General features: G+C 70.0%; 13 protein-coding genes and 3 pseudogenes. 2 read left to right on the plus strand and 14 right to left on the minus strand.

Annotated features, from left to right (window positions below):
• Position 1: 1 nt before the first annotated feature.
• Both AC07NF_RS10850 and xylR read right to left on the minus strand, forming a co-directional pair.
• Positions 2-1,156, minus strand: a complete 1,155-nt coding sequence (locus AC07NF_RS10850) for a fumarylacetoacetate hydrolase family protein (protein WP_494631797.1) — start codon at positions 1,154-1,156, stop codon at positions 2-4.
• Between the two features lie 251 nt (positions 1,157-1,407).
• Complete coding sequence (gene xylR / locus AC07NF_RS10855; RefSeq protein WP_492814554.1) at positions 1,408-2,463, minus strand: transcriptional regulatory XylR; 1,056 nt, start codon at positions 2,461-2,463, stop codon at positions 1,408-1,410.
• Positions 2,464-2,551: 88 nt separating this feature from the next.
• On the opposite strand from xylR, the gene mobA reads away from it, so the two are divergent.
• Entirely contained in the window at positions 2,552-3,094 is a 543-nt protein-coding gene (gene mobA, locus AC07NF_RS10860) for a molybdenum cofactor guanylyltransferase (protein WP_494631796.1), read from the plus strand.
• 79 nt (positions 3,095-3,173) lie between these two features.
• On the opposite strand, the gene AC07NF_RS10865 is transcribed toward mobA, so the two are convergent.
• Complete coding sequence (locus AC07NF_RS10865) at positions 3,174-4,550, minus strand: sulfite reductase subunit alpha (protein ID WP_494631795.1); 1,377 nt, start codon at positions 4,548-4,550, stop codon at positions 3,174-3,176.
• A complete protein-coding gene (locus tag AC07NF_RS10870; protein WP_494631794.1) occupies positions 4,550-5,539 on the minus strand; it encodes an FAD:protein FMN transferase in 990 nt (329 codons plus the stop codon). The genes AC07NF_RS10865 and AC07NF_RS10870 overlap by 1 nt, the downstream gene beginning before the upstream one ends.
• A 27-nt stretch (positions 5,540-5,566) precedes the next feature.
• Here AC07NF_RS10870 and AC07NF_RS10875 point away from each other — a divergent pair.
• A pseudogene (locus tag AC07NF_RS10875) lies at positions 5,567-5,665 on the plus strand (hypothetical protein); the annotation flags it as partial.
• Between the two features lie 6 nt (positions 5,666-5,671).
• Here the strand turns inward: AC07NF_RS10875 and AC07NF_RS10880 are convergent.
• The 10 genes and pseudogenes from AC07NF_RS10880 to AC07NF_RS10925 form a co-directional block, all read right to left on the minus strand.
• Positions 5,672-6,601: a DUF4198 domain-containing protein gene (locus AC07NF_RS10880; protein ID WP_494631793.1), complete on the minus strand. Its 930-nt coding sequence runs from the start codon at positions 6,599-6,601 to the stop codon at positions 5,672-5,674.
• Entirely contained in the window at positions 6,598-7,110 is a 513-nt protein-coding gene (locus AC07NF_RS10885) for a DUF2271 domain-containing protein (protein WP_494631792.1), read from the minus strand. The genes AC07NF_RS10880 and AC07NF_RS10885 overlap by 4 nt, the downstream gene beginning before the upstream one ends.
• A gap of 14 nt (positions 7,111-7,124) precedes the next feature.
• Positions 7,125-7,754 carry a PepSY-associated TM helix domain-containing protein gene (locus AC07NF_RS10890; RefSeq protein WP_494631791.1) on the minus strand — a complete coding sequence of 210 codons (630 nt, stop codon included), beginning with the start codon at positions 7,752-7,754 and terminating at the stop codon, positions 7,125-7,127.
• 102 nt (positions 7,755-7,856) lie between these two features.
• Positions 7,857-8,858: pseudogene (locus AC07NF_RS10895) on the minus strand (HWE histidine kinase domain-containing protein); the annotation flags it as partial.
• A 42-nt stretch (positions 8,859-8,900) separates the two neighbouring features.
• Positions 8,901-9,809, minus strand: a pseudogene (locus AC07NF_RS10900) (PAS domain-containing protein); the annotation flags it as partial.
• A 108-nt stretch (positions 9,810-9,917) separates the two neighbouring features.
• Complete coding sequence (locus AC07NF_RS10905; RefSeq protein WP_494631790.1) at positions 9,918-10,619, minus strand: 2OG-Fe dioxygenase family protein; 702 nt, start codon at positions 10,617-10,619, stop codon at positions 9,918-9,920.
• Complete coding sequence (locus AC07NF_RS10910) at positions 10,616-11,005, minus strand: group III truncated hemoglobin (RefSeq protein ID WP_494631789.1); 390 nt, start codon at positions 11,003-11,005, stop codon at positions 10,616-10,618. Before AC07NF_RS10910 ends, AC07NF_RS10905 begins: the two co-directional genes overlap by 4 nt.
• Before the next feature lie 66 nt (positions 11,006-11,071).
• Positions 11,072-13,858, minus strand: a complete 2,787-nt coding sequence (locus AC07NF_RS10915; RefSeq protein WP_494631788.1) for a glycosyl hydrolase 115 family protein — start codon at positions 13,856-13,858, stop codon at positions 11,072-11,074.
• Complete coding sequence (locus AC07NF_RS10920) at positions 13,858-15,759, minus strand: sialate O-acetylesterase (protein ID WP_494631787.1); 1,902 nt, start codon at positions 15,757-15,759, stop codon at positions 13,858-13,860. The genes AC07NF_RS10915 and AC07NF_RS10920 overlap by 1 nt, the downstream gene beginning before the upstream one ends.
• Before the next feature lie 147 nt (positions 15,760-15,906).
• Positions 15,907-18,324 carry a glycoside hydrolase family 3 N-terminal domain-containing protein gene (locus AC07NF_RS10925; RefSeq protein ID WP_494631786.1) on the minus strand — a complete coding sequence of 806 codons (2,418 nt, stop codon included), beginning with the start codon at positions 18,322-18,324 and terminating at the stop codon, positions 15,907-15,909.
• Positions 18,325-18,377 lie beyond the last annotated feature (53 nt).

The following is an 18,377-nucleotide window of genomic DNA, read 5'->3' on the forward strand; positions in this document are numbered from 1 at the left end:
ATTAGAGGAGGCCGCGGCCGGCCAGGTTGCGGATCAGGGCCGAGATGCCGAACGTCCACGGCTGGGCCTTGTCGCAGGTGGTGACTTCGTTCTCGAGCACGCCCAGCTTGGCGGTCGAGACGCGGACGCGATCGCCGACCTTGTGGGTGAAGCCCTGGCCGGCGGTGTCGCGGTCCTGGATCGGGGCGAACATGGTGCCCAGGAACAGGGCGAAGCCGTCCGGATACTGATGCTGCTTGCCGAACGCCTGGCCCGCGAGGACCGCCGGATCGCGGCTGATCAGGCTCATGTTGCTATGGCCATCCAGCACGAAGTTGTCGCGGCCGGTGATCTTCAGCGTGACCTCGGCCGAGCGGACGTCGTCCAGGCTGAAGGCGTCGTCGAACAGGCGGAAGAACGGGCCGATCGCGCACGAGGCGTTGTTGTCCTTGGCCTTGCTCAGCAGCAGGGCCGAGCGGCCTTCGAAGTCGCGCAGGTTGACGTCGTTGCCCAGCGCGGCGCCGCGGATCTGGCCCGAACCGTCGCACAGCAGCACGACTTCCGGCTCGGGGTTGTTCCAGTGGCTGTCATAGCGGACACCGACATGGTCGCCCCAGCCCATCGACGACAGGGTCGGGCCCTTGGTGAAGATCTCGGCGTCGGGACCGATGGCGACCTCGAGGTACTGCGACCACAGGCCGTCCTTGATCAGGGTCTGCTTTAGGCGCTCGGCGCCCTCCGAGCCCGGGTTCACGCTCTTCAGGTCGCCGCCCATGCTGGCCGACAGCTGTTCGCGGATCTGCAGGGCGGCGGCGGCGTCGCCGCGCGCGCGTTCCTCGATCACCCGCTCCAGGGTCGAGACGGCGAAGGTCACGCCGGCGGCTTTGAGCACCTGCAGGTCGACGGGGGCCAGCAGCTTCACGGCCGCCTGGCCATCGGCGTCTTCCCAGACGGGGCGGATGTCGAGGGCTTCCAGCGGGCCCTTGTCCTCGCCGCGCGGGATCGCCGCGGCGGGGCCGAAGGCGTTCATCAGGTCGGCGACGGTGGGGGCGATTTTCGAGACATCCTCGACACGGCCGCCGCGCACCAGCACGGGCGTCGGGCCATCGCCGAAGTCGATACGACCCAGCAGAGTCGCGTCTTTCCAGTCTTCCGGAAGGAATTCACTCACGCCCACGGCGTCGTCTCCCCTTTGTTCGAGCGTCTCAAGGCTGCCGACAACTATCGGCGGCGCTCGTTCGTCAAATGCTTGGTAGCGCTAACATGTCGAGGCCGCAAGCACGTTGTCTGACCAATTTTGGGAAACCCAGCGGGGAGGGGCCGTCCTCGTCCTTCGACAGGCTCAGGATGAGGACGACTTGTCGCTGCGCTTCAGTCGAAACCTCATCCTGAGCTTGTCGAAGGACGAGGTTTCGAAGCGCCAGTGGCCTATTCGCTGACCGGCCCGCTGGAATCCCGCACGATCAGCGTGTGCGGGTGCATCAGCTGCCTCGGCTCCCCACCCCCATCGCGGTGGCGGCGGATTTCTTCCAGGACCAGGTCGACGGCGGCGCGGGCCATGGCGGCGATCGGCTGGTGGACGGTGGTCAGGGCGGGCCAGATGTTGTCGGCGATCGAGGTGTCGTCGAAGCCGACGATCGAGACGTCGCCCGGCACGTCCAGGCCCAGGCGATGGGCCAGGCCCGCGGCGGCGGCGGCCATGTCGTCATTGGCGGCGAAGATGGCGGTCGGGCGCGGCTCATGGGCCATCAGCTTCTCGGCCGCTTCCAGGCCGGAGCGATAGGTGAAGTAGCCCTGCTCGACCCGGATGTCCTCCATGGGGATCCCGGCGGCCTTCAGGGCGGCCATGAAGCCGTCCAGCCGCTGCTGGCTGACGGTCTGGTTCGGGTGACCCTTGATGAAGCCGAAGCGCTTGTGGCCCAGGTTCAGCAGGTGCTGGGTCAGCTCGTAGGCGGCCGCCTCGTTGTCGATGCGGATGGTGGCCATGTCGGTGCTGGTCGTACCGGGCGCCACGGCCACGGCGGCCGCGCCGGCTGCCTTCACCTCGGCCAGGACCTGGGGCGACTCGCACAGCGGCGGCGGCAGGATCAGGCCGTCGACGCCGGTCTTGAGCAGGCGGGTCAGGGTGGCGCCGGCCAGCTCGGGCTCGGCGCACTTCTCGATGACGATCTGGGCGCCGGTGCGGCTGCTCTCGTCCAGGGCCCCGACCAGGAACTCCGACAGGTAACCGGTCGAGGGGTTGTCGTAGAGCAGGCCGATGCGGAAGGGCGCGCTGCCGGCCAGGCTGCGGGCGGCGGGGTTGGGGGCGTAGTTGAGGTCGGCGATGGCCTTCTCGACCAGGGCCCGGGTCTCTTCCTTGACCGTGCTCTCGCGATTGATGACCCGCGACACGGTCATGGGCGACACGCCCGCCCGCGCGGCGACGTCACGGATCGTGGCGCTCTGGGTCGTGCGACGACGCTGGCGCTCGGCAGGCTGGCTCATTCTTTTTTCCGTCCCTTTGCGGGCCGGACACTAGACCGCTTCGGGCGCAGCTTGGAAGAGGAGTGGAAAATCCTGCTAAGACGCGGGCATGACCATGCTCGGCGCGATCATTCTGTGCGGTGGAGGTTCCCGGCGGATGGGGCGCGACAAGGCCCTGCTTGAGTGGGACGGCGTGCGGGCGGTGGACCGGGTGGCGGCCCTGGCGCGGGCCGTGGGGGCCGAGGCGTTGGTCACGGCCGGGGCGGATCTGGGGCTGCCGTGGGTCGCCGATGACGAGGCCGGGGCCGGGCCGGTCGGCGGAGTGCTGGCCGGGGCGCGGGCGCTGGGCTGCGCGCGGCTGCTGGTGCTGGCCGTGGATGCGCCGACGCTGACGGTTGAGGACCTGGCGCCGTTGCTCGTGGCCGGCGGCTACTACGAAGGCCTGCCGGTGCCGATGGTGTTGGACGCCATCGCGATCCCCACCGATGCGGTGGCGGGCTGGCCGCTGCGGCGGTTCGTGGAGCGGGCGGGGCTGGCGGCCTTGCCGATCCCGGACGGCGCGATGGCGCGGCTGCGCGGGGCCAATACGCCGGAGGAGCGAGAGGCTCTCAACCAAACCGATCATCCCCGCGAAAGCGGGGACCCAAGCTGAGCGAGACGATAGTGCGCAGCGCTTGATGACCAACGCCGCTTGGGTCCCCGCTTTCGCGGGGATGATCGGGTTTTGGGGTTCAGTACACGTCCCGCCGGTAGCGGCCTTCGTCGGCCAGGCGCTCGACCATCTCGGCGCCCAGCACCTCGACCAGCACGGCGTGGACGTCGCGCGACATCCCCTCCAGCGAGCCGCAGACATAGATCGCCGCGCCGTTGGCGACCCAGCGGCGCAGGATGTCGGCAGCCGCGCGCAGGCGGTGCTGGACGTAGATCCGGCTCTCCTGGTCGCGCGAGAAGGCCAGGTCCACGCGATCCAGCAGGCCCGAAGCCTTCCAGCCCTCGATCTCGGCGCGGTGGAAATAGTCGTGGGCCGAGGTGCGTTCGCCAAAGACCAGCCAGTTCCAGCGCACGCCGGCGGCGGCGCGGGCCTTGAGGTGGGCGCGCAGGCCGGCCAGGCCCGTGCCTGAGCCGATCAGGATCAGCGGACGCGAGGCATCCGGGGCGTGGAAGCTGCGGTTGGTCCGCACGCGGGCGTCGATCGTCTGGCCGATCTCCGCCAGGCGGCACAGCCATCCCGAGCCCAGGCCGAGCTGGCCGTCCGCGCGGTTCGTCAGGCGGACGATCAGCTCGACGGCGCCGTCGCTGGGCAGTGAGGCGATCGAATATTCGCGGTGCGGGAGCTCCGGGTCGTTCCGGGGACCGACTTCCAGGATGTCGCCGGCCTGCCAGGTCGTGGCGTCGCCAGAGGGGGGGACGAGGCGGATGTGCCAGGCCTCGCCGCCGGGGCTGCCGGGGTTGAGCAGGGTGCGCTCGGCCAGGGTCCAGCGGCCGTAGGCGGGGCGGGTCCAATCGGGGGCGTCGGTGACGCCGGTGAGCAGGCTGAGCTGTCCTTGCCAGTGGCGCAGGGCGGCCGGATCGCCGTCGTCGACTTCAACGCGGTCAAACAGCGGGGTCGCGCCCGAATGGGCCAGCCAGGCGTCCAGCGAGCGGCCGAAGGCGCAATATTCGGCGTAGGTCGAGTCGCCCAGCGCCAGCACGCCGTAGCGCAGGCCCGAGAGGTCAGCGCCGTCCTTCATCACGTCGCGGATGAAGGCGCGGGCGGGGTCAGGGGCGTCGCCCTCGCCGGTGGTGCTGACCACGAACAGGGCGCGGCCCGTAAGGTCGGCGGCGGTGACGGCCCCGAGTTCGCGCAGGGTGACCGGCGCGCCAGCCTCGGACAGGGCCTTGGCGGTGGCGTTGGCCAGTTCTTCGGCAAAGCCGGTCTGGCTGGCGAAGGCGACCAGCACCGGCTCGCCGGCGCCTTGCGAAAGGGCCTTGGCCGCGCGGCGGACGGCGGCGGCGCGTAGGGCTTCGCGGACCGCGATGCCGGCGCAGAACAGGGCGTAGACGCCGGCCACGGCGCCGGCCTCGATTAGACGGCGGGTCTCGGGCGGGAAGGCGGAGAGATCCAGCATTAGTCCAGCATCGCCCGCAGGGCCGGCGACAGGCGCTCCTCAAGGCCCGCCGGACCTCGGCTGACGATCAGGGCGGCCAGGTCGTGCTCGGCGGCGAAGGCCAGGGCGGCGTCGGGGGGCATGACGGTCAGGGCCGTGGCCCAGGCGTCGGCGCTCATGCAGTCCTTGGCCAGCACGGTGACACTGACGGTCGGGTTGGTGGTCGGCGCGCCGGTGGCCGGGTCCAGGGTGTGGGCGTAGCGCCGGCCGTCATGGTCGAAGAACCGGCGGTAGTCGCCCGAGGTGGCGACGGCCAGGTCGTGCAGGGCGACGACGGTGTGCTCGGCGTCATTGGCGGTCGGCGGCCGTTCCAGCTCGACCCACCAGGGCTGGCCGTCGGGCTTGGCGCCGGCGCCGCGCAGCTCGCCGCCGACCTCGACGAGGTAGCTCTTCACCTGGGCGCGATCGAGCGCGGCGGCGGCCTGGTCGACGCCGAAACCCTTGGCGATGCCGTTGAGGTCGAGGCGGAGGCCACCGGGCTGGAACAGGGCGTCGCCGTCGAGCGTGAGGCGCTTCCAGCCGCCGGCGTCGCGCAGCGGGGCGATGGCCTCGGCGTCGGGCGGACTGCCGGAGAAGGGGCGGGGGCCGAAGCCCCAGAGGTCGGTGAGGGCGCCGAGGGTCGGGTCGAAGGCGCCTTGGCTCTGCTCGGCGACGTCGATCGCGCGGCGCAGGACCGTGGCGGTCGCGGGCGGCAGCTTCGTCCAGGTCCCGGCCGGGCTGCGGTTGTAGCGGCTGAGGTCCGACAGCGGCTCCCACGGGCTCATCTCGGCCACCACGGCGTCGAGGGCGCGCTGGACCATGGCTTCGAGCGCCGGGAGGTCGGTGGTGGCCGGCAATACCGCCTTCACCGACCAGGTCGTGCCCATGGTCGCGCCGCCGAACGCGCGCACGCTGCCGCCGACGGGGCGGGCAGGCGGCGTGGTCAGGGCGGGGACGAGGACGCGGGGCATGGTTCTTCAGCAACAAAAAACCGTGTCATCCCGGGCGGCGTAGCCGACCCGGGACCCAGGGGCCAAGCGCACTGCGGCGACCCCTGGGTCCCGGCTCTCCGCTTCGCTGCGGCCGGGATGACACGGTTGGTTTTACGGCCGTTGGGCTTCGATCACGGCGGTGTAGCTGGCGCTCTGGCCGTTGCCGGCCAGCGGCTGGGCCGGAGCAGGGGCCGCGCCCGGCGCCGGCGGAGCGCCGCCACCCGGACCGCCTTGGCCGCCACCCATGCCGCCGCCGGGGCCGCCCGGACCACGGCCGGTCTCACCCGAGCGGACCGTGGCGTTGACCCAGTACATGCCAGCTTCCGGCAGGGTGAACTTCACCGCGCCGTCGGGACCCGTCTTCAGCTTGATCTCGCCCGGATTAGCGCGCCAGCGGTGGCCGCCGGGGGCGAAGGTGACTTCCAGGTCGGCGGCCGGCTTGCCGTCCAGCACGAACTTGAAGGTCGCCGGCTCGGTGGCCACCACGTCGGTCGGGTGGGTGACGGGGACCAGCTCCAGGCCCTTGCCGGTCGGCTTCAGGGCGTCGGTGTTGGGCTTGTCGCGCGTGACGAAGGTCTCATTGCGGCTGGCCATCTTGATGACCTTCAGGTCGGCGGCGCCGGCCGGGACCTGCTTGGCGAAGTCTTCCGCCGAGCCACGGAAGCGCTTCACCACGCCGCCCTCGGTGTAGCTGGCCATCACCGAGTTGGTGGCGGTGAAGATCTTGTAGGTGCCCGGCTTGCTCAGCTGGACGTCGAACACCGAGCGCAGCTGGCCAGTGACGCTGTTCTGGATCTTGTCCGGCGTCCCGTCCGGCGCCAGCACCTGGACGCCGTCCAGGCGCATCGGGCGGTGGTCGGGGTGGAACAGTTCGTTGGACACGGCCGCATCGATGGTCGCCCACGCGCCTTCGCCCGACAGGTTGGTGAACGACGGAACCATCCAGCCACGGTGGGCCGAGGCCGACATCGGCAGGGCCAGCACGACGCCCAGAGCGGCGACGGCCAGAAGGCGCTTCTTGAAGGTCATGGCTTTTCTCACTTCACGGAAACGGTGACGGCGCCCAGTTCGGTCGCGCCCTTGGCGGTGGCTTTACCCGGCTTGCCCCAGGTGAACGGCACGCGGACGGCCTCGTGGCCGCCGACTTCGCGAGCGGCTTCGACGACCAGGTTGTAGGCGCCGGGCTTGAGGGCCTTCAGGGCGCCCTTCGAGCCGGCGAAGACCACGGTCTGCGGACCCGGCGCGCGGGTGGCGCCGGTGACGCCATCGGCCGGGAAGCTCATCTCGCGGCCGGCCTTGCGCCACCACTGGCGCATGTCCTTCAGCCACTTGGTGCCGTGGTCTTCCTTGGAGTCGGCGTCGTACCAGACCGCCAGGGTGCCGGCGGCGGTGCTGTCGGCCGGGTTCTCGATCCAGATGGCGACGTAGGGCTTGTGGTACTCGGCCACCGTCAGCTTCGGCACCTCGACGGTGACGTTCAGGTCGGCGGCCATGGCCGGGGCGCCAATCGCGGCGCCGGCAAAGGTGAGCAGGGAGATCGAACGCTTCACGGGAGTCTCTGCCTCTAAAGGTGGACGAACAGGATGATGAGAATGAGCGGGGCGGCCAAGCCGAGGCCCACCAGCGGCCAGGTCAGCGGCCGGGCGCGGGCGTGGAACTGCAGCAGGATCAGGCCGGTGACGGTGAAGATCACGCAGGCGGCGGCGAACACGTCGATGAACCAGGCCCAGGCCTTGCCGGTGTTGCGGCCCTTGTGCAGGTCGTTGAGTAGGGACACCGCGCCGCGCGTGGTCTTCTCATGCTCGACGGCGCCGGTCTCGCGGTCGATCGACACCCAGGCGTCGCCGCCGGGACGGGCCAGGGCGACATAGACCTCGTCGGCCGACCACTCGCCCTCGCGACCCGCGACGTCGGCGCCGACGGCCTTGTCGAGGAACGGCTCAAGCTGGACGGGCAGGGGGCGCTTGCCCTCTTCCGGACCCCTGGCCAGCACGGCCAGCAGCTCGGGCGGCAAGGTGGCCTTGCGCGAGACGACGACGGGTTTGCCCTCGATCTGGCCGGCGTGGTTCAGGGTGATGCCGGTGATGGCGAACAGCATCATGCCGATCAGGGACACCGCCGCGCTGATCCAATGCCACTGGTGCAGCTGCTTCAGCCAGAAAGAGCGGCGATGCTGGTCGGCGGCGGATTTCACGGCGTACTGACGAACCTTGGCGTTGGAGGCTCGTCCTTACTTGAGAACGAATTGCAATTTCAAGCCACAACACGCGCCGTGGGGCGGAACGGGCTAAAACGCCTACTGCGCGGGGACCGGCGCCCCTCTGGCGAGCGCGCCCAGCAGGGCGCTGGTCGCCACGGGCTTGCGCAGGATCGGACCGTCGTCGACGTCGGGCTCCTGGTAGCCGGTCAGGTAGACGAACGGGATGCGGCGGCGGCTCAAGGCCAAGGCCACCGGGGTGATCAACCGGCCGCCAAGATTGACGTCCAGCAGGGCGCGGTCGATCGGCTGGTCGTCCAGCAGGTGCAGGGCCTCCTCGATCGTACCGACCGGACCGACGACCTTGGCGCCGGCGGCGGTCAGCACTCGGGTCAGCTCCATGGCCACCACGGCCTCGTCCTCGACCACCAGCACGCGCTGGTCGCGCAGGGCGGGGCTCTCGTCGGCGGAGAGGCCGGGGCGGTAGACCGGCGCGGCTTCCGTCGCGCGGGGCTGGGCGCCCTTCAGGATGTCCAGGCGGACCTTCAGGCCCTGCGGACGCCAGGTCAGCTCGACCTTGCCGCCCACCTGCTTGACCGCGCTCTCGATCAGGGTCGAGCCGAAGCCGCGTCGGGCGGGGGCGACCACGGGCGCGCCGGCGTCCTCGCGCCAGATCAGGCGCAGCACATCGCCGACGTCCCAGATCCAGCTGACGTTCAGGCGGCCCAGCGGCCGGGAGAGCGCGCCGTACTTGCTGGCGTTGGTGGCCAGCTCATGGATGACCAGGGCCAGGGACTGGGCGGCTTGGGCGTCGATCAGGGCCGGCGGGCCGTCGATGACGATCTGGCCCTCGCCATCAATGCCGTAAGGATCCAGCTCCAGCCGCAGAAGGTCGTGCAGGTCGACGCCGGTCCAGCGGGCGGTCGACAGCAGGCTGTGGGCGCGGGCCAGCGAGCCGATGCGGCCCGACAGCGCCTGGACGTACTGGGCCTTGTCCTCGAACGGGGTCAGCTGGGCCAGGGACTGGACCACGGCCAGCACGTTCTTGGCGCGGTGGTCGACCTCGCGGATCAGCAGGCGCTCGGTCTCCTGGGCGCGCTTGAGGGCCAGGTCCGAGCGGGCCCGCTCGCTGGCCGTCCAGATCAGCTCGGCGACGTCGGCGACGAAGGCGACCTCGTCGGGCGGGAACGCGCGCGGCTCCGGGTGGGAGAGATAGACATAGGCCGACAGCACGCCGGCCTTGACCAGGGAGATGGTCATGAAGGACCGCACGCCGAGGCCGGCATAGGCCTCCAGGGCGTCGGGGGCGTTGGTGCGGTGGTCCAGCGCGATGTCTCCGACCGTGACCGCGTGGCCCGCGCGCATGTCGGCGCTCATCGAGGGACCGAAGTCGTCGAGGCGGATCTGCTGTCCCCTCAGCGGTGCGACGCTGCGATCGGCCCCGCCGTCGTCGGCGACGATATCGGCCACCTCATTGACGACGTCCATCTCGGCATAGCCGGCGCGGCCCACGCCCAGCTGCTCGGTCAGCATGCGCGCGGCCTTCTGCGCGATGCAGATCGGATCGGCCTCGTCACGCAGCTTCTGGCCCAGGTCCAGCAGGGCCGTCCGCCGCCGCTCGCCGACCAGCATCCGCTCCAGCTCGGCGGCCTGCTGCTTGCGTTCGGAGATGTCGGTGACCAGCACGTAGTAGCCGGGGATCTCGCCGTTGCGGGCGATGTCGGGCACGTACTGGGCCTCGATGTAGCGGGCGCCGGCCTGGTAGCCGACCTCGCCCTCGAAGGTGACGCTCTCGCCGGCCAGGGCGCGGGTCACGTGGCCGCGCAGGCGGCCATAGGCCTCCTGGCCCAGCACCTCCAGCAGGGTGCGGCCCTCGATCTCCGACCGTTCGATCCCGAACCAGCGCTCATAGGCGCGGTTGACGAAGCGGTAGCGCTGCTCGCGGTCGACATAGCCGATCAGGATCGGAACCGCGTCGGCCATCGCGCTGGAGAACACCGCGCGGCGCTCCAGGGGCGGGTAGGGCGGCAAGGCGTTGTCGTCTCTGGACATGCGCGACGGACGCTCAATCCCTTGGGAAGCGGAACCTCACCGTGGCACGTCGTGATCACAGTCCGCATGCGACAAGCGGTCGCAGCGGCAACCTTGGCGGGTGTTTGGTTAACCGGTTTCTTCGCGGCGGTAGGTCACCACCAGCACATCGCGCACCGCCGGCTGGGCCGGATCCAGCGGCCGGATCGGGGTCACGCCGTGCAGCACGCGGTGGTCGTCCAGGAACACCGCGTCGCCGGGCGCCGTGAGCGTGAACGACCCCAGGCTGGCGCCGTCCGGGGCGAAGATGTCGGTCACGCCGCTGTCGACGTTCTGGCGGTCGACCAGCATGACGATCACCCAGTCGACCCCATCGCGGTGCGCGCCCTCGGGCGTGGGCTGGCCCTCCTCGCCGGCGCGGGCCTCGATGCGGAACTGGTGCAGTTCGACATGCCAGGCGGCCGGGGCCAGCGACGTGATCGGGTGGAAGAGTTCCAGGCCGGCGCGGATCACGCCCTGCGTCACCGGATGCTCGGCGATGGCGTCGGTGACGGGCTCGAACCAGCGCTGCACGCCGCCGTTCAGCGGGTTGTAGTCGCGGCTCTGCCAGTGCGGCTGGTGCGGCTTGCGCTCGACGGATTGGGGCGAGGCCGAGAAGGCCGCGAACCGGCGCCGGCGATACCGCCCGCCGTCGGCCATGAAGCCGTCCAGCGGCAGGTCGTTCCAGCTGTCGGCGAACGACGCCCAGGCGGCTGTGGCCGCCGGACCCAGCAGCGCTTTTGTCTCGTCCGCCTCGAAACGGACGAAGCCCTCTTCGGATAGGGCGCTCAAGCGACCGCATCCGGCTTGAAGAACAGGCCCAGTTTCAGGCTGGCGGCGATGCGTTCGGCCTTCTGGCCGACGATGGCGGCGCGCGGGGCGTCGAACAGCTCGACGCAGGTCTGATGGAACAGGTTCAGCCAGGGCATGAACAGGCCCTCGGTCAGGCCCTCGACATGCTGGTGCACGACCATCGGCTGACCCTTGTAGCGGCCCGTGGTGTTCAGCACCGACGACCAGAAGTCCTTCAGCGTCGCCAAGTGCGCGGGCCAGCCGTCCTCGCCGATCGCGTTCTCGAAGATCGGCCCCAGGCGGTGGTGCCGGCGGATGCGCGCGTAGAAGGTCTCGACCAGCCGGTCGATTTCCTCGTCGGTGAATTGGGGCGGGGGAACAGCCATGGGCGGAACATGGGTCTTTCAGGCCGTGGACTGAACCCCGCGTGGATCAAACTTCACTTCGGATTCTTACTTAAGGGGCGTCCGGACGGATTCCGGCGGCCCCAGATAGCTCGCCGGAACAGGCCCTCGCGACAGCACCAGGCGCTGGAACACCACGCCCGGATCCACCCGCCACAGTCGCACCTTGTGCGGGCCGGCCGAGGGGACGTTCAAGGTCGTGGTTTGCGAGCGGACATTGTCTGCGACCGCCTTGTCCCAGGCCCTGTTCGACGGGTCCGGCTGGCTGTTGACCACCACTGGCGCGCCGTCGTCGATCGAGACGGCGTAGGCCAGGCCCTTGCCGCCCCGGAAGTCCAGGGTGGGCGAGACCAGCACGGTCAGGTCGACGGGCCCGGCCTTCTCGAAGTCGACCAGATAGTCCAGCGACGGCGCCCCCTTGCCCGGCGTCGAAGCTGGCGCGGTCGAGGGATAGCTGGTCACGCCCGACAGGGTGCGGCCCAGGTTCGGGATGACCTTCCAGACGCCGCCGGTCGCCGCCGCATAGTGCTCGGCCTCGATCGCCGTCAGGCCGGCGGCCTCGACGAAGGCGCCCTTGGCCGGCTTGCGGTCGGGGTTGGAGACCTGGACGGCGACCGTCTTGGTCTCGCCGTCGACCACGGTCACGGTGGCGGTGTGGTCTCCCTTCGGGGCCTTGGCCCAGTCGACCGAGACCTCCAGGCGCACGTCGCCCAGGGCGTTGGCGGGGCTCTTGCCGATCTTCAGCCACGGGACGTCGGCCGAGACCTTGGGGCGGATCGGCGCGAACTTGGTGAAGACGTCGATCCAGCGGCTTTGCGCCCCCCAGCGGGTCAGGGGCGGCAAGGTCCCGGCGCCGCCCTCCAGCGCGACGCCGAAGCCGCCGGTCGGATCGGCCCGCTCGGTCTTGGGGATGATGTTCGCATCCGGCTGCTGCCAGATCGTGTAGCCGATGTGGGTCTGGTCCATCATGTGGACCCACTTGCCGCCGTTGATCGCGTCGTGCTGGCGGGTCAGGTCGGCGTCGCGGTCGAACAGGTTCTGCACCAGCGTCGCCTGCGCGTTGGCGGCGATGCGGCCCTGGCTGGCGTAGAGCCGGTTGCGGCCCGTGGCGATGTACAGCCGGTTGAAGTTGGCGCTGGCCTTGATCGGGAACCAGACCAGCTGGAAGAAGGCGCTGTCTTGGTCCTTCGGGATCACCGCGCGCAGGGCGTCGGCGCGTTTCTCCAGCGCGGCCCATTCCGCCTCGACCCGCTCGGCCTCGCGGAAATTGACCAGGCTGAAGGTCGCCTCATTGATCAGCTCGGGCTTACGGCGCGCATTGAGCCTGGTGTAGCCGTCCAGCAGCGCCGCGATCTCGGTCGCACGCTCGGGCCCGAACTGCTGGGCCGCCCAGCCCTTTGTGTACCCCGGCAGCGCCTCGACCGGCATGGCGGCCGGGTTCCAGGCATAGTCCAGGAAGAATTCGGTCGGCAGCTCCATGGGTTTCAGGTCGCCGACATTGACGATCCACAGCTGGTCCGCGCCGTAGTCGGACGCCAGCTTCATCTGCTCCCAGGTGCGCTCGATCTGGTTGGTGTTCAGCCACTTGTAGTTCCGGGGACCGCCCACATAGTCGAAGTGGTAGTAGACCCCGTAGCCGCCGGGCCGCGTCTTACCGACCTCGGGAAGGCGGCGGATGTTGCCCCAGTTGTCGTCGGCGAACAGCAGGGTGACGTCGTCGGGGACCCGCATGCCGGCGTCGTAATAGTCCTGGACCTCCTTGTAGAGCGCCCAGACCTGCGGGGTCTTGGCGGGATCCTTGCCGGTGACTTCGCCGATGATCTTGCGCTGGTCGGCGACGATGGTTTCCAGCAGCTGGGTGGCCGTGCCCTCGCTCATCGGCTCGTCGCCGTCGCCGCGCATGCCGACCGTGACCAGGCTCTCGTTGGCGCCCATCCGGGTGACGCCCTCGCGCCAGAACTGGCGCAGTTTCTCGGGGTTCTTGGCGTAGTCCCAGCGGCCTGATCCGTAGCGCTCCCACTCGACATGGGCGCGGTTCATCGGTTCGTGGTGCGAGGTGCCCAGCACGACGCCCATCTGGTCGGCCAGGGGGGCGCTCATCGGGTCGTCGTCATAGATCGACTTGCCCCACATGGCCGGCCACAGATAGTCGCCCTTCATGCGCAGGATCAGCTCGAACACCCGCTCGTAGAAGGCGTGGTTGAAGCCGCCGAACGTCTTGTTGGCCCAGCCGTACAGGGCCGGGTTCTCGTCGTTCAGGAAGATGCCGCGGTACTTCACCGCCGGCTTCTGGACATTGGCGCCGGGGGCGACGAAGACGTCGGTGCGTTTGGGCACAGGCACGTCGGCCCACCAGGTCCAGGGCGAGACGCCGGCGCGTTCCGACAGGTCATAGGCCCCGAAGATCGTGCCGCGCTTGTCGGAGCCGGCGATGACCAGGGCGCGGGCCACGCCGGGACGGGGGTTCTCGACCACCTGCTGGACGAAGGCCTCCCACTGGCCGGTGACCTTGCTGACGTCGAGTTTGCCCGAGGCGACCAGGGCGTCGATGGCGGGGCTTTTTCCCAGGGTGCCGATGATCACGACCGGCGCGTCCTTGGCCGGGGCGGCGGTTCCCGATAGCGCCGCGAGGTCGTCGCGCAGGCCCTGGATGGCGCGGATCGCGCCGGGGAAGTCGGTCTGGTCGTATTCGATCCGCGCAGGTTTGCCGGCCGCGATCAGCGGGAAGGCGTCGGCGCTGGGCGACAGGGTGACGGCGGCCGGCTCAGCGGCAAAGGCCGGGACCGCGAAGGCCAGGCTGGCGACGAGGGCCAGGGCGGAGACGGCGTGACGCACTACTGAACCCCGATCTCGAACGGCCCCGCCGGCAGGCCCGACGCGTCGAACAGGTTGAAGGTCGGGCTGTCGGCCCAGGCGAAGCGAACCTTGGAGCCCACGCCCGTCAGCACCACCGTGTTGCCGGCGATCTTCCCATCGGCCCAATGACAGGCGCTATCGCACAGCTCGAAGCCGATGACCCGGTCCGAGCCCCGCGCCACCAGGCGTCCGCCGACCTGGGCGAAGGTCACCACCACGGTGTCGCCGCTACGCTTGGCCGAGACCACCTCGGGACCCGTGGTCACGGCCTCGCCGTAGACGCGGCGGGCGGCCAGGGCCAGGCGGCGGCCGACTTCCTGCTTCTCGCTGGGATGGATGTCGTAGGGATTGCCGATGTCGTGGGTGACGGCCAGGCCGGCGTGCTTGTCGGCGACGACCGCTCGGCGCTGGGCGTCGCGCAGGGCGGCGGTGGCGAAGGTCCCCGGCTGCTCGGCGAAGGCGCCGTAGTCGGCCAGCTGCACCACCAGGAACGGAATGTCGGCGGCCTGGCCCTGACGGCGCTCGGCCATGAAGGCGTTCAGCAGCGGGGCGTAGGTCTGGTCGCGGCCCACGTTCGTCTCGCCCTGGTACCAGGCGACGCCGGCATAGGCGTAGGGACCCATCGGCGCGAGCATGCCGTTGTACAGGGTCGAGACGCCGGCCAGGGTGTCCCACGGCGCGCGCGGCTGGTTGGGGCCGGTCTTGGGCTCGATCTGGTAGGTCCAGGCGGTCAGCGGCAGGCGCGTGCCGTCGGCCAGGGTCAGGGCGCGCTTGGCGCCGTCGCCGTACATCCCGCCATTGGCGTAGGTATCGTAGGCCGAGACCACGATGGTGTTCTTGCCGGCCTTCAGCGTTCCGGCGGTCAGCGGATACGTCCGGTCCAGCCACGCGCCCGAGGTCGCGCCGATGCCGACGCCATTGACGTAGGTGGTGTCCATCTCGTCGACCTGGCCGACGGTGAGCACGGCGCCTTGCTTGGCCTGGGCGGCGGTCAGCTCGACCTCGGCCTTGAACCAGACCACGCCGTTGAAGTCGGCCAGGGCCGGGACACCCCAGCGCTCCCAGACGCCGAGGCCGTCAGGCGCTTGCGTCCAGGCGCCGGCGCCGGTCCACGGCGTGGCCGCCGAGCCAGGGTTCTTGGCGCTCCACCAGCCCTTGATGGTCTCGCCCCAGCGGCGGTTGGCGGCGACGGGGTCCTTGATCGACAGGTTCAGGATCTCGATGGCGTCGTCATAACCGCCGACCTTGCGCAGGGCGGTCGGTGTCATCCAGGCCTCGATGCCGGACCCGCCCCACGAGGCGTGGACCAGGCCCAGCGGAACCTTCCGCGTCTTCTGCAGCTCGCGGGCGAAGTAGAAGCAGGCGGCTGAGAAGGCGCCGACCGTGTCCTTGTTGGTCGGCTTCCAGGCCGGCGGCTTCTTGTAGTCGGCGGCGGGCGCGCGGCCGTCGGCCTTCTCGATCGTCGCCATGCGGATGGTGTCGTTGGGCGCGCCGTTGTTGATCTGGTTCCAGGCGTCGCCCGAGGCGCTGACCTGCATCTCCATGTTCGACTGGCCCGAGCACAGCCAGACGTCGCCGACCAGGACGTCGGAGGCAGTGGCTTTGGCCGAAGGGCTGGAGGCGGTGATCTGGTACGGACCGCCGGCGGGCGTCGCCGGGAAGTCGACGCGCCAGACGCCATCGGGGCCGGCCTTGACGGTCAGGGTCTGGCCGGCGAAGGCGGCGGTGACGGTTTCGCCGGGCCTGGCCGTGCCGAACACGGGCAGGGGGCGGTCGCGCTGGACGACGGCGTGGTCGGAGAAGAGGCCGTTGAGGAGGGATTGGGCGGAGGCCGGCGAGGCGGCGAGGGCGGCCAGCAGGATCGGCGCGAAACGGCGCATGGGTGTTCTCCTCCTCCTCATAGATCCTCCCCCGCGATGCGGGGGAGGTGGCCCAGAGGGCCGGAGGGGGCTAGCTGGTCTTAGGCCGCATTTGCCCCCTCAGTCGCTCCGCGACAGCTCCCCCGCATCGCGGGGGAGCATCTGGCTCTAAGCCACCGTCAGCGTCGCCGTCTTCAGGTCCACCGAGTTCGGACCCACCAGGATCTTGAAGTCCCCCGGCTCGACCACGCGCTTCATGTCCAGGTTCCACATCCACAGGTCCGACGGCTTGATCTCGAAGGTCACCGTCGTCTTGGCCCCCGCCGCGAGCGTCACGCGCTTGAAGTGCTTCAGCTCCAGCACCGGACGGGTGACGCTGGCCTCCTCGTCGTGGACGTACAGCTGCACCACCTCGTCGCCGGCGACCTTGCCGGTGTTGGTGACGTCGACCTCGACCTTGACGCTTTCGGTCGTGCCGATCTTGGCCTTGGCCAGGCGCGGGGCCGAGATGTCGAAGCTGGTGTACGACAGGCCGAAGCCGAACGGATACAGCGGGCTGGTGTCGCCCAGCAGATAGCCGCGGCGGGCCGTGGGCTTGCGGTTGTAGTAGATCGGCAGCTGGCCGACGTCGCGGGCGATGCTGACCGGCAGCTTGCCGCCCGGATTGGCGCGGCCGAACAGCACGTCGGCGGCGGCATTGCCGGTCTGCTCGCCCAGGTACCAACCCTCGATGATGGCGTCGGCGCGCTGGGCCAGCAGGTTGATCGACAGCGGACGGCCGTTCAGCAGGAACACCACCGTCGGCTTGCCCAGGTCGAAGATCGCCTTGGCCAGGTCGTTCTGCTGGCCGATCAGGTCCAGGCTGTCGCGGTCGCCCAGGTGAGCGTCGGCCCAGGCCTCGCGGCTGGTCTGTTCGTTGTCGCCCAGCACCATGACCACCACGTCGGCGTTCTTGGCGACCTCGACGGCTTCGGCGATCAGCTTGGCGTTGACGGCCGGGTCGACCAGCTTGACCTCGTCCTGCGCCCAGATCCGCGACTCCGTGATGCGCACGGCCTCGGCATAGTCCAGGGTGAAGCCTTGGGCCTTGGCCTCGGCGGTCAGGCCCTCGTGGATCGAGACCACGTGGCGCGGAATGTCGGAATAGCCGCCGATCGGGGTGTCCTTGGCGTGGGTGCCCAGCAGCGCGACGCGCTTGAGCTTCTTGCCGTCCAGCGGCAGCAGGCCCTTGTCGTTCTTCAGCAGGACCACGGCCTTGCGGGCGGCCTCGCGGGCCAGGGCGACGGCGTCCGGCGTGGCCGTCTTGGCGTCGGCGGTCTTCTCGTCGCAGTAGGGGGTCTCGAACAGGCCGCCCTCGAACTTCATGGTCAGGACGCGGGCCACGGCGGCGTCGACCTCGAACTGCGGGATGCGGCCGTCCTTCACCAGTTGCGGGATCAGCGCGTAGGCCTCGCCGTCGGGCAGCTCGACATCGACGCCGGCATGCATGGCCATCACGGCCGTCTGGCCCAGGTCCGTGGTCAGCTTGTGACGAGCGATCAGCTCCTTGATCGCGAAATAGTCGCTCTGGATCGAGCCCTTGTAGCCCCACTCCTCGCGCAGCACCTTGGTCAGCAGCCAGCGGTTGGCGTGCGAGGGGACGCCGTCGATCTCGTTGTACGACGGCATGACCGCGCGCACCGGCAGCTCGGTCACGGCGCGCTCGAACGGCGGGAAGAAGTTCTCGCGCAGGGTGCGCTCGGCGATCTGGGCCGGGCCGACATTGGTGCCGTTCTCGGGCTGGCCGTGGCCGGTCATGTGCTTGAGGGTGACGAAGACCTTGTCCTTGGCCAGCGGCAGGGTGGTCCCCTGGAAGCCACGGATGGCGGCCAGGCCGATCTCGGCGCAGACGTGCGGGTCTTCGCCATAGGTCTCCTCGATGCGGCCCCAGCGCGGGTCGCGGGCCACGTCGACCACGGGGGCCAGGGCCAGGTTCGAACCCCGGGCGCGCATCTCGCGGGCGGCGACGGCGAAGATCTTCTCGGTCAGCTCGGTGTCGAAGGTCGAGGCCAGGGCGATGGCCTGCGGGAAGCTGGTCGCGTCACGGGCGACATAGCCGTGCAGGGCCTCGTCGTGCATCAGCAGCGGGATGCCCAGGCGGGTCTTTTCGACGGCCCACTTCTGGGCGGCGTTGGTGTAGCGGGCGGTTTCCTTGGCGTTGCGGTTGGTCGCGCCATCATCGGCGCCGGCCGCCGCGTCGACCACCGTGGCGGGTTTCAGACCCTTGCGGTCCGACGGACGCGAGATCTGGCCCAGACCGTTGGGGAAGTTCTTGGCCGCCTGTTCGGCCGAGAACTCGCCGGCGTCGGTCTGGATCTTGGCCTTGGTCAGCCAGATGCCGATCAGCTGGGCGGCCTTCTCTTCCAGCGTCATGCGGCCCAGCAGGTCCTGGACCCGGGCGTCGATCGGCTGGCTGGCGTCCTTGTAGAGCGGCTTGTCGCCCTTCTTCGCGGCCTTGTCGGCGGCTTGCACCAGGCCGGGCATGGCGGCGGCGGACAGCGCCGCGAGGCTCGCGCCGAACAGGCGGCGGGTGAGGGTGGTGGTCATCCTGGTGTTTCCCCGAGGCTGCGCAATGGCTGTAGCGGCTCTGAGCGGCCGCC

It is taken from the genome of Caulobacter sp. GW821-FHT10A06 (assembly GCF_059415805.1).

Coding starts and splice junctions, on each gene's coding strand:
- AC07NF_RS10865 (WP_494631795.1), bottom strand. CDS start 4,550: ATGCTGGATCTCTCCGCCTTCCCGCCCGAGACCCGCCGTCTAATCGAG.
- mobA (WP_494631796.1), top strand. CDS start 2,552: ATGACCATGCTCGGCGCGATCATTCTGTGCGGTGGAGGTTCCCGGCGG.
- AC07NF_RS10925 (WP_494631786.1), bottom strand. CDS start 18,324: ATGACCACCACCCTCACCCGCCGCCTGTTCGGCGCGAGCCTCGCGGCG.
- xylR (WP_492814554.1), bottom strand. CDS start 2,463: ATGAGCCAGCCTGCCGAGCGCCAGCGTCGTCGCACGACCCAGAGCGCC.
- AC07NF_RS10920 (WP_494631787.1), bottom strand. CDS start 15,759: ATGCGCCGTTTCGCGCCGATCCTGCTGGCCGCCCTCGCCGCCTCGCCG.
- AC07NF_RS10870 (WP_494631794.1), bottom strand. CDS start 5,539: ATGCCCCGCGTCCTCGTCCCCGCCCTGACCACGCCGCCTGCCCGCCCC.
- AC07NF_RS10910 (WP_494631789.1), bottom strand. CDS start 11,005: ATGGCTGTTCCCCCGCCCCAATTCACCGACGAGGAAATCGACCGGCTG.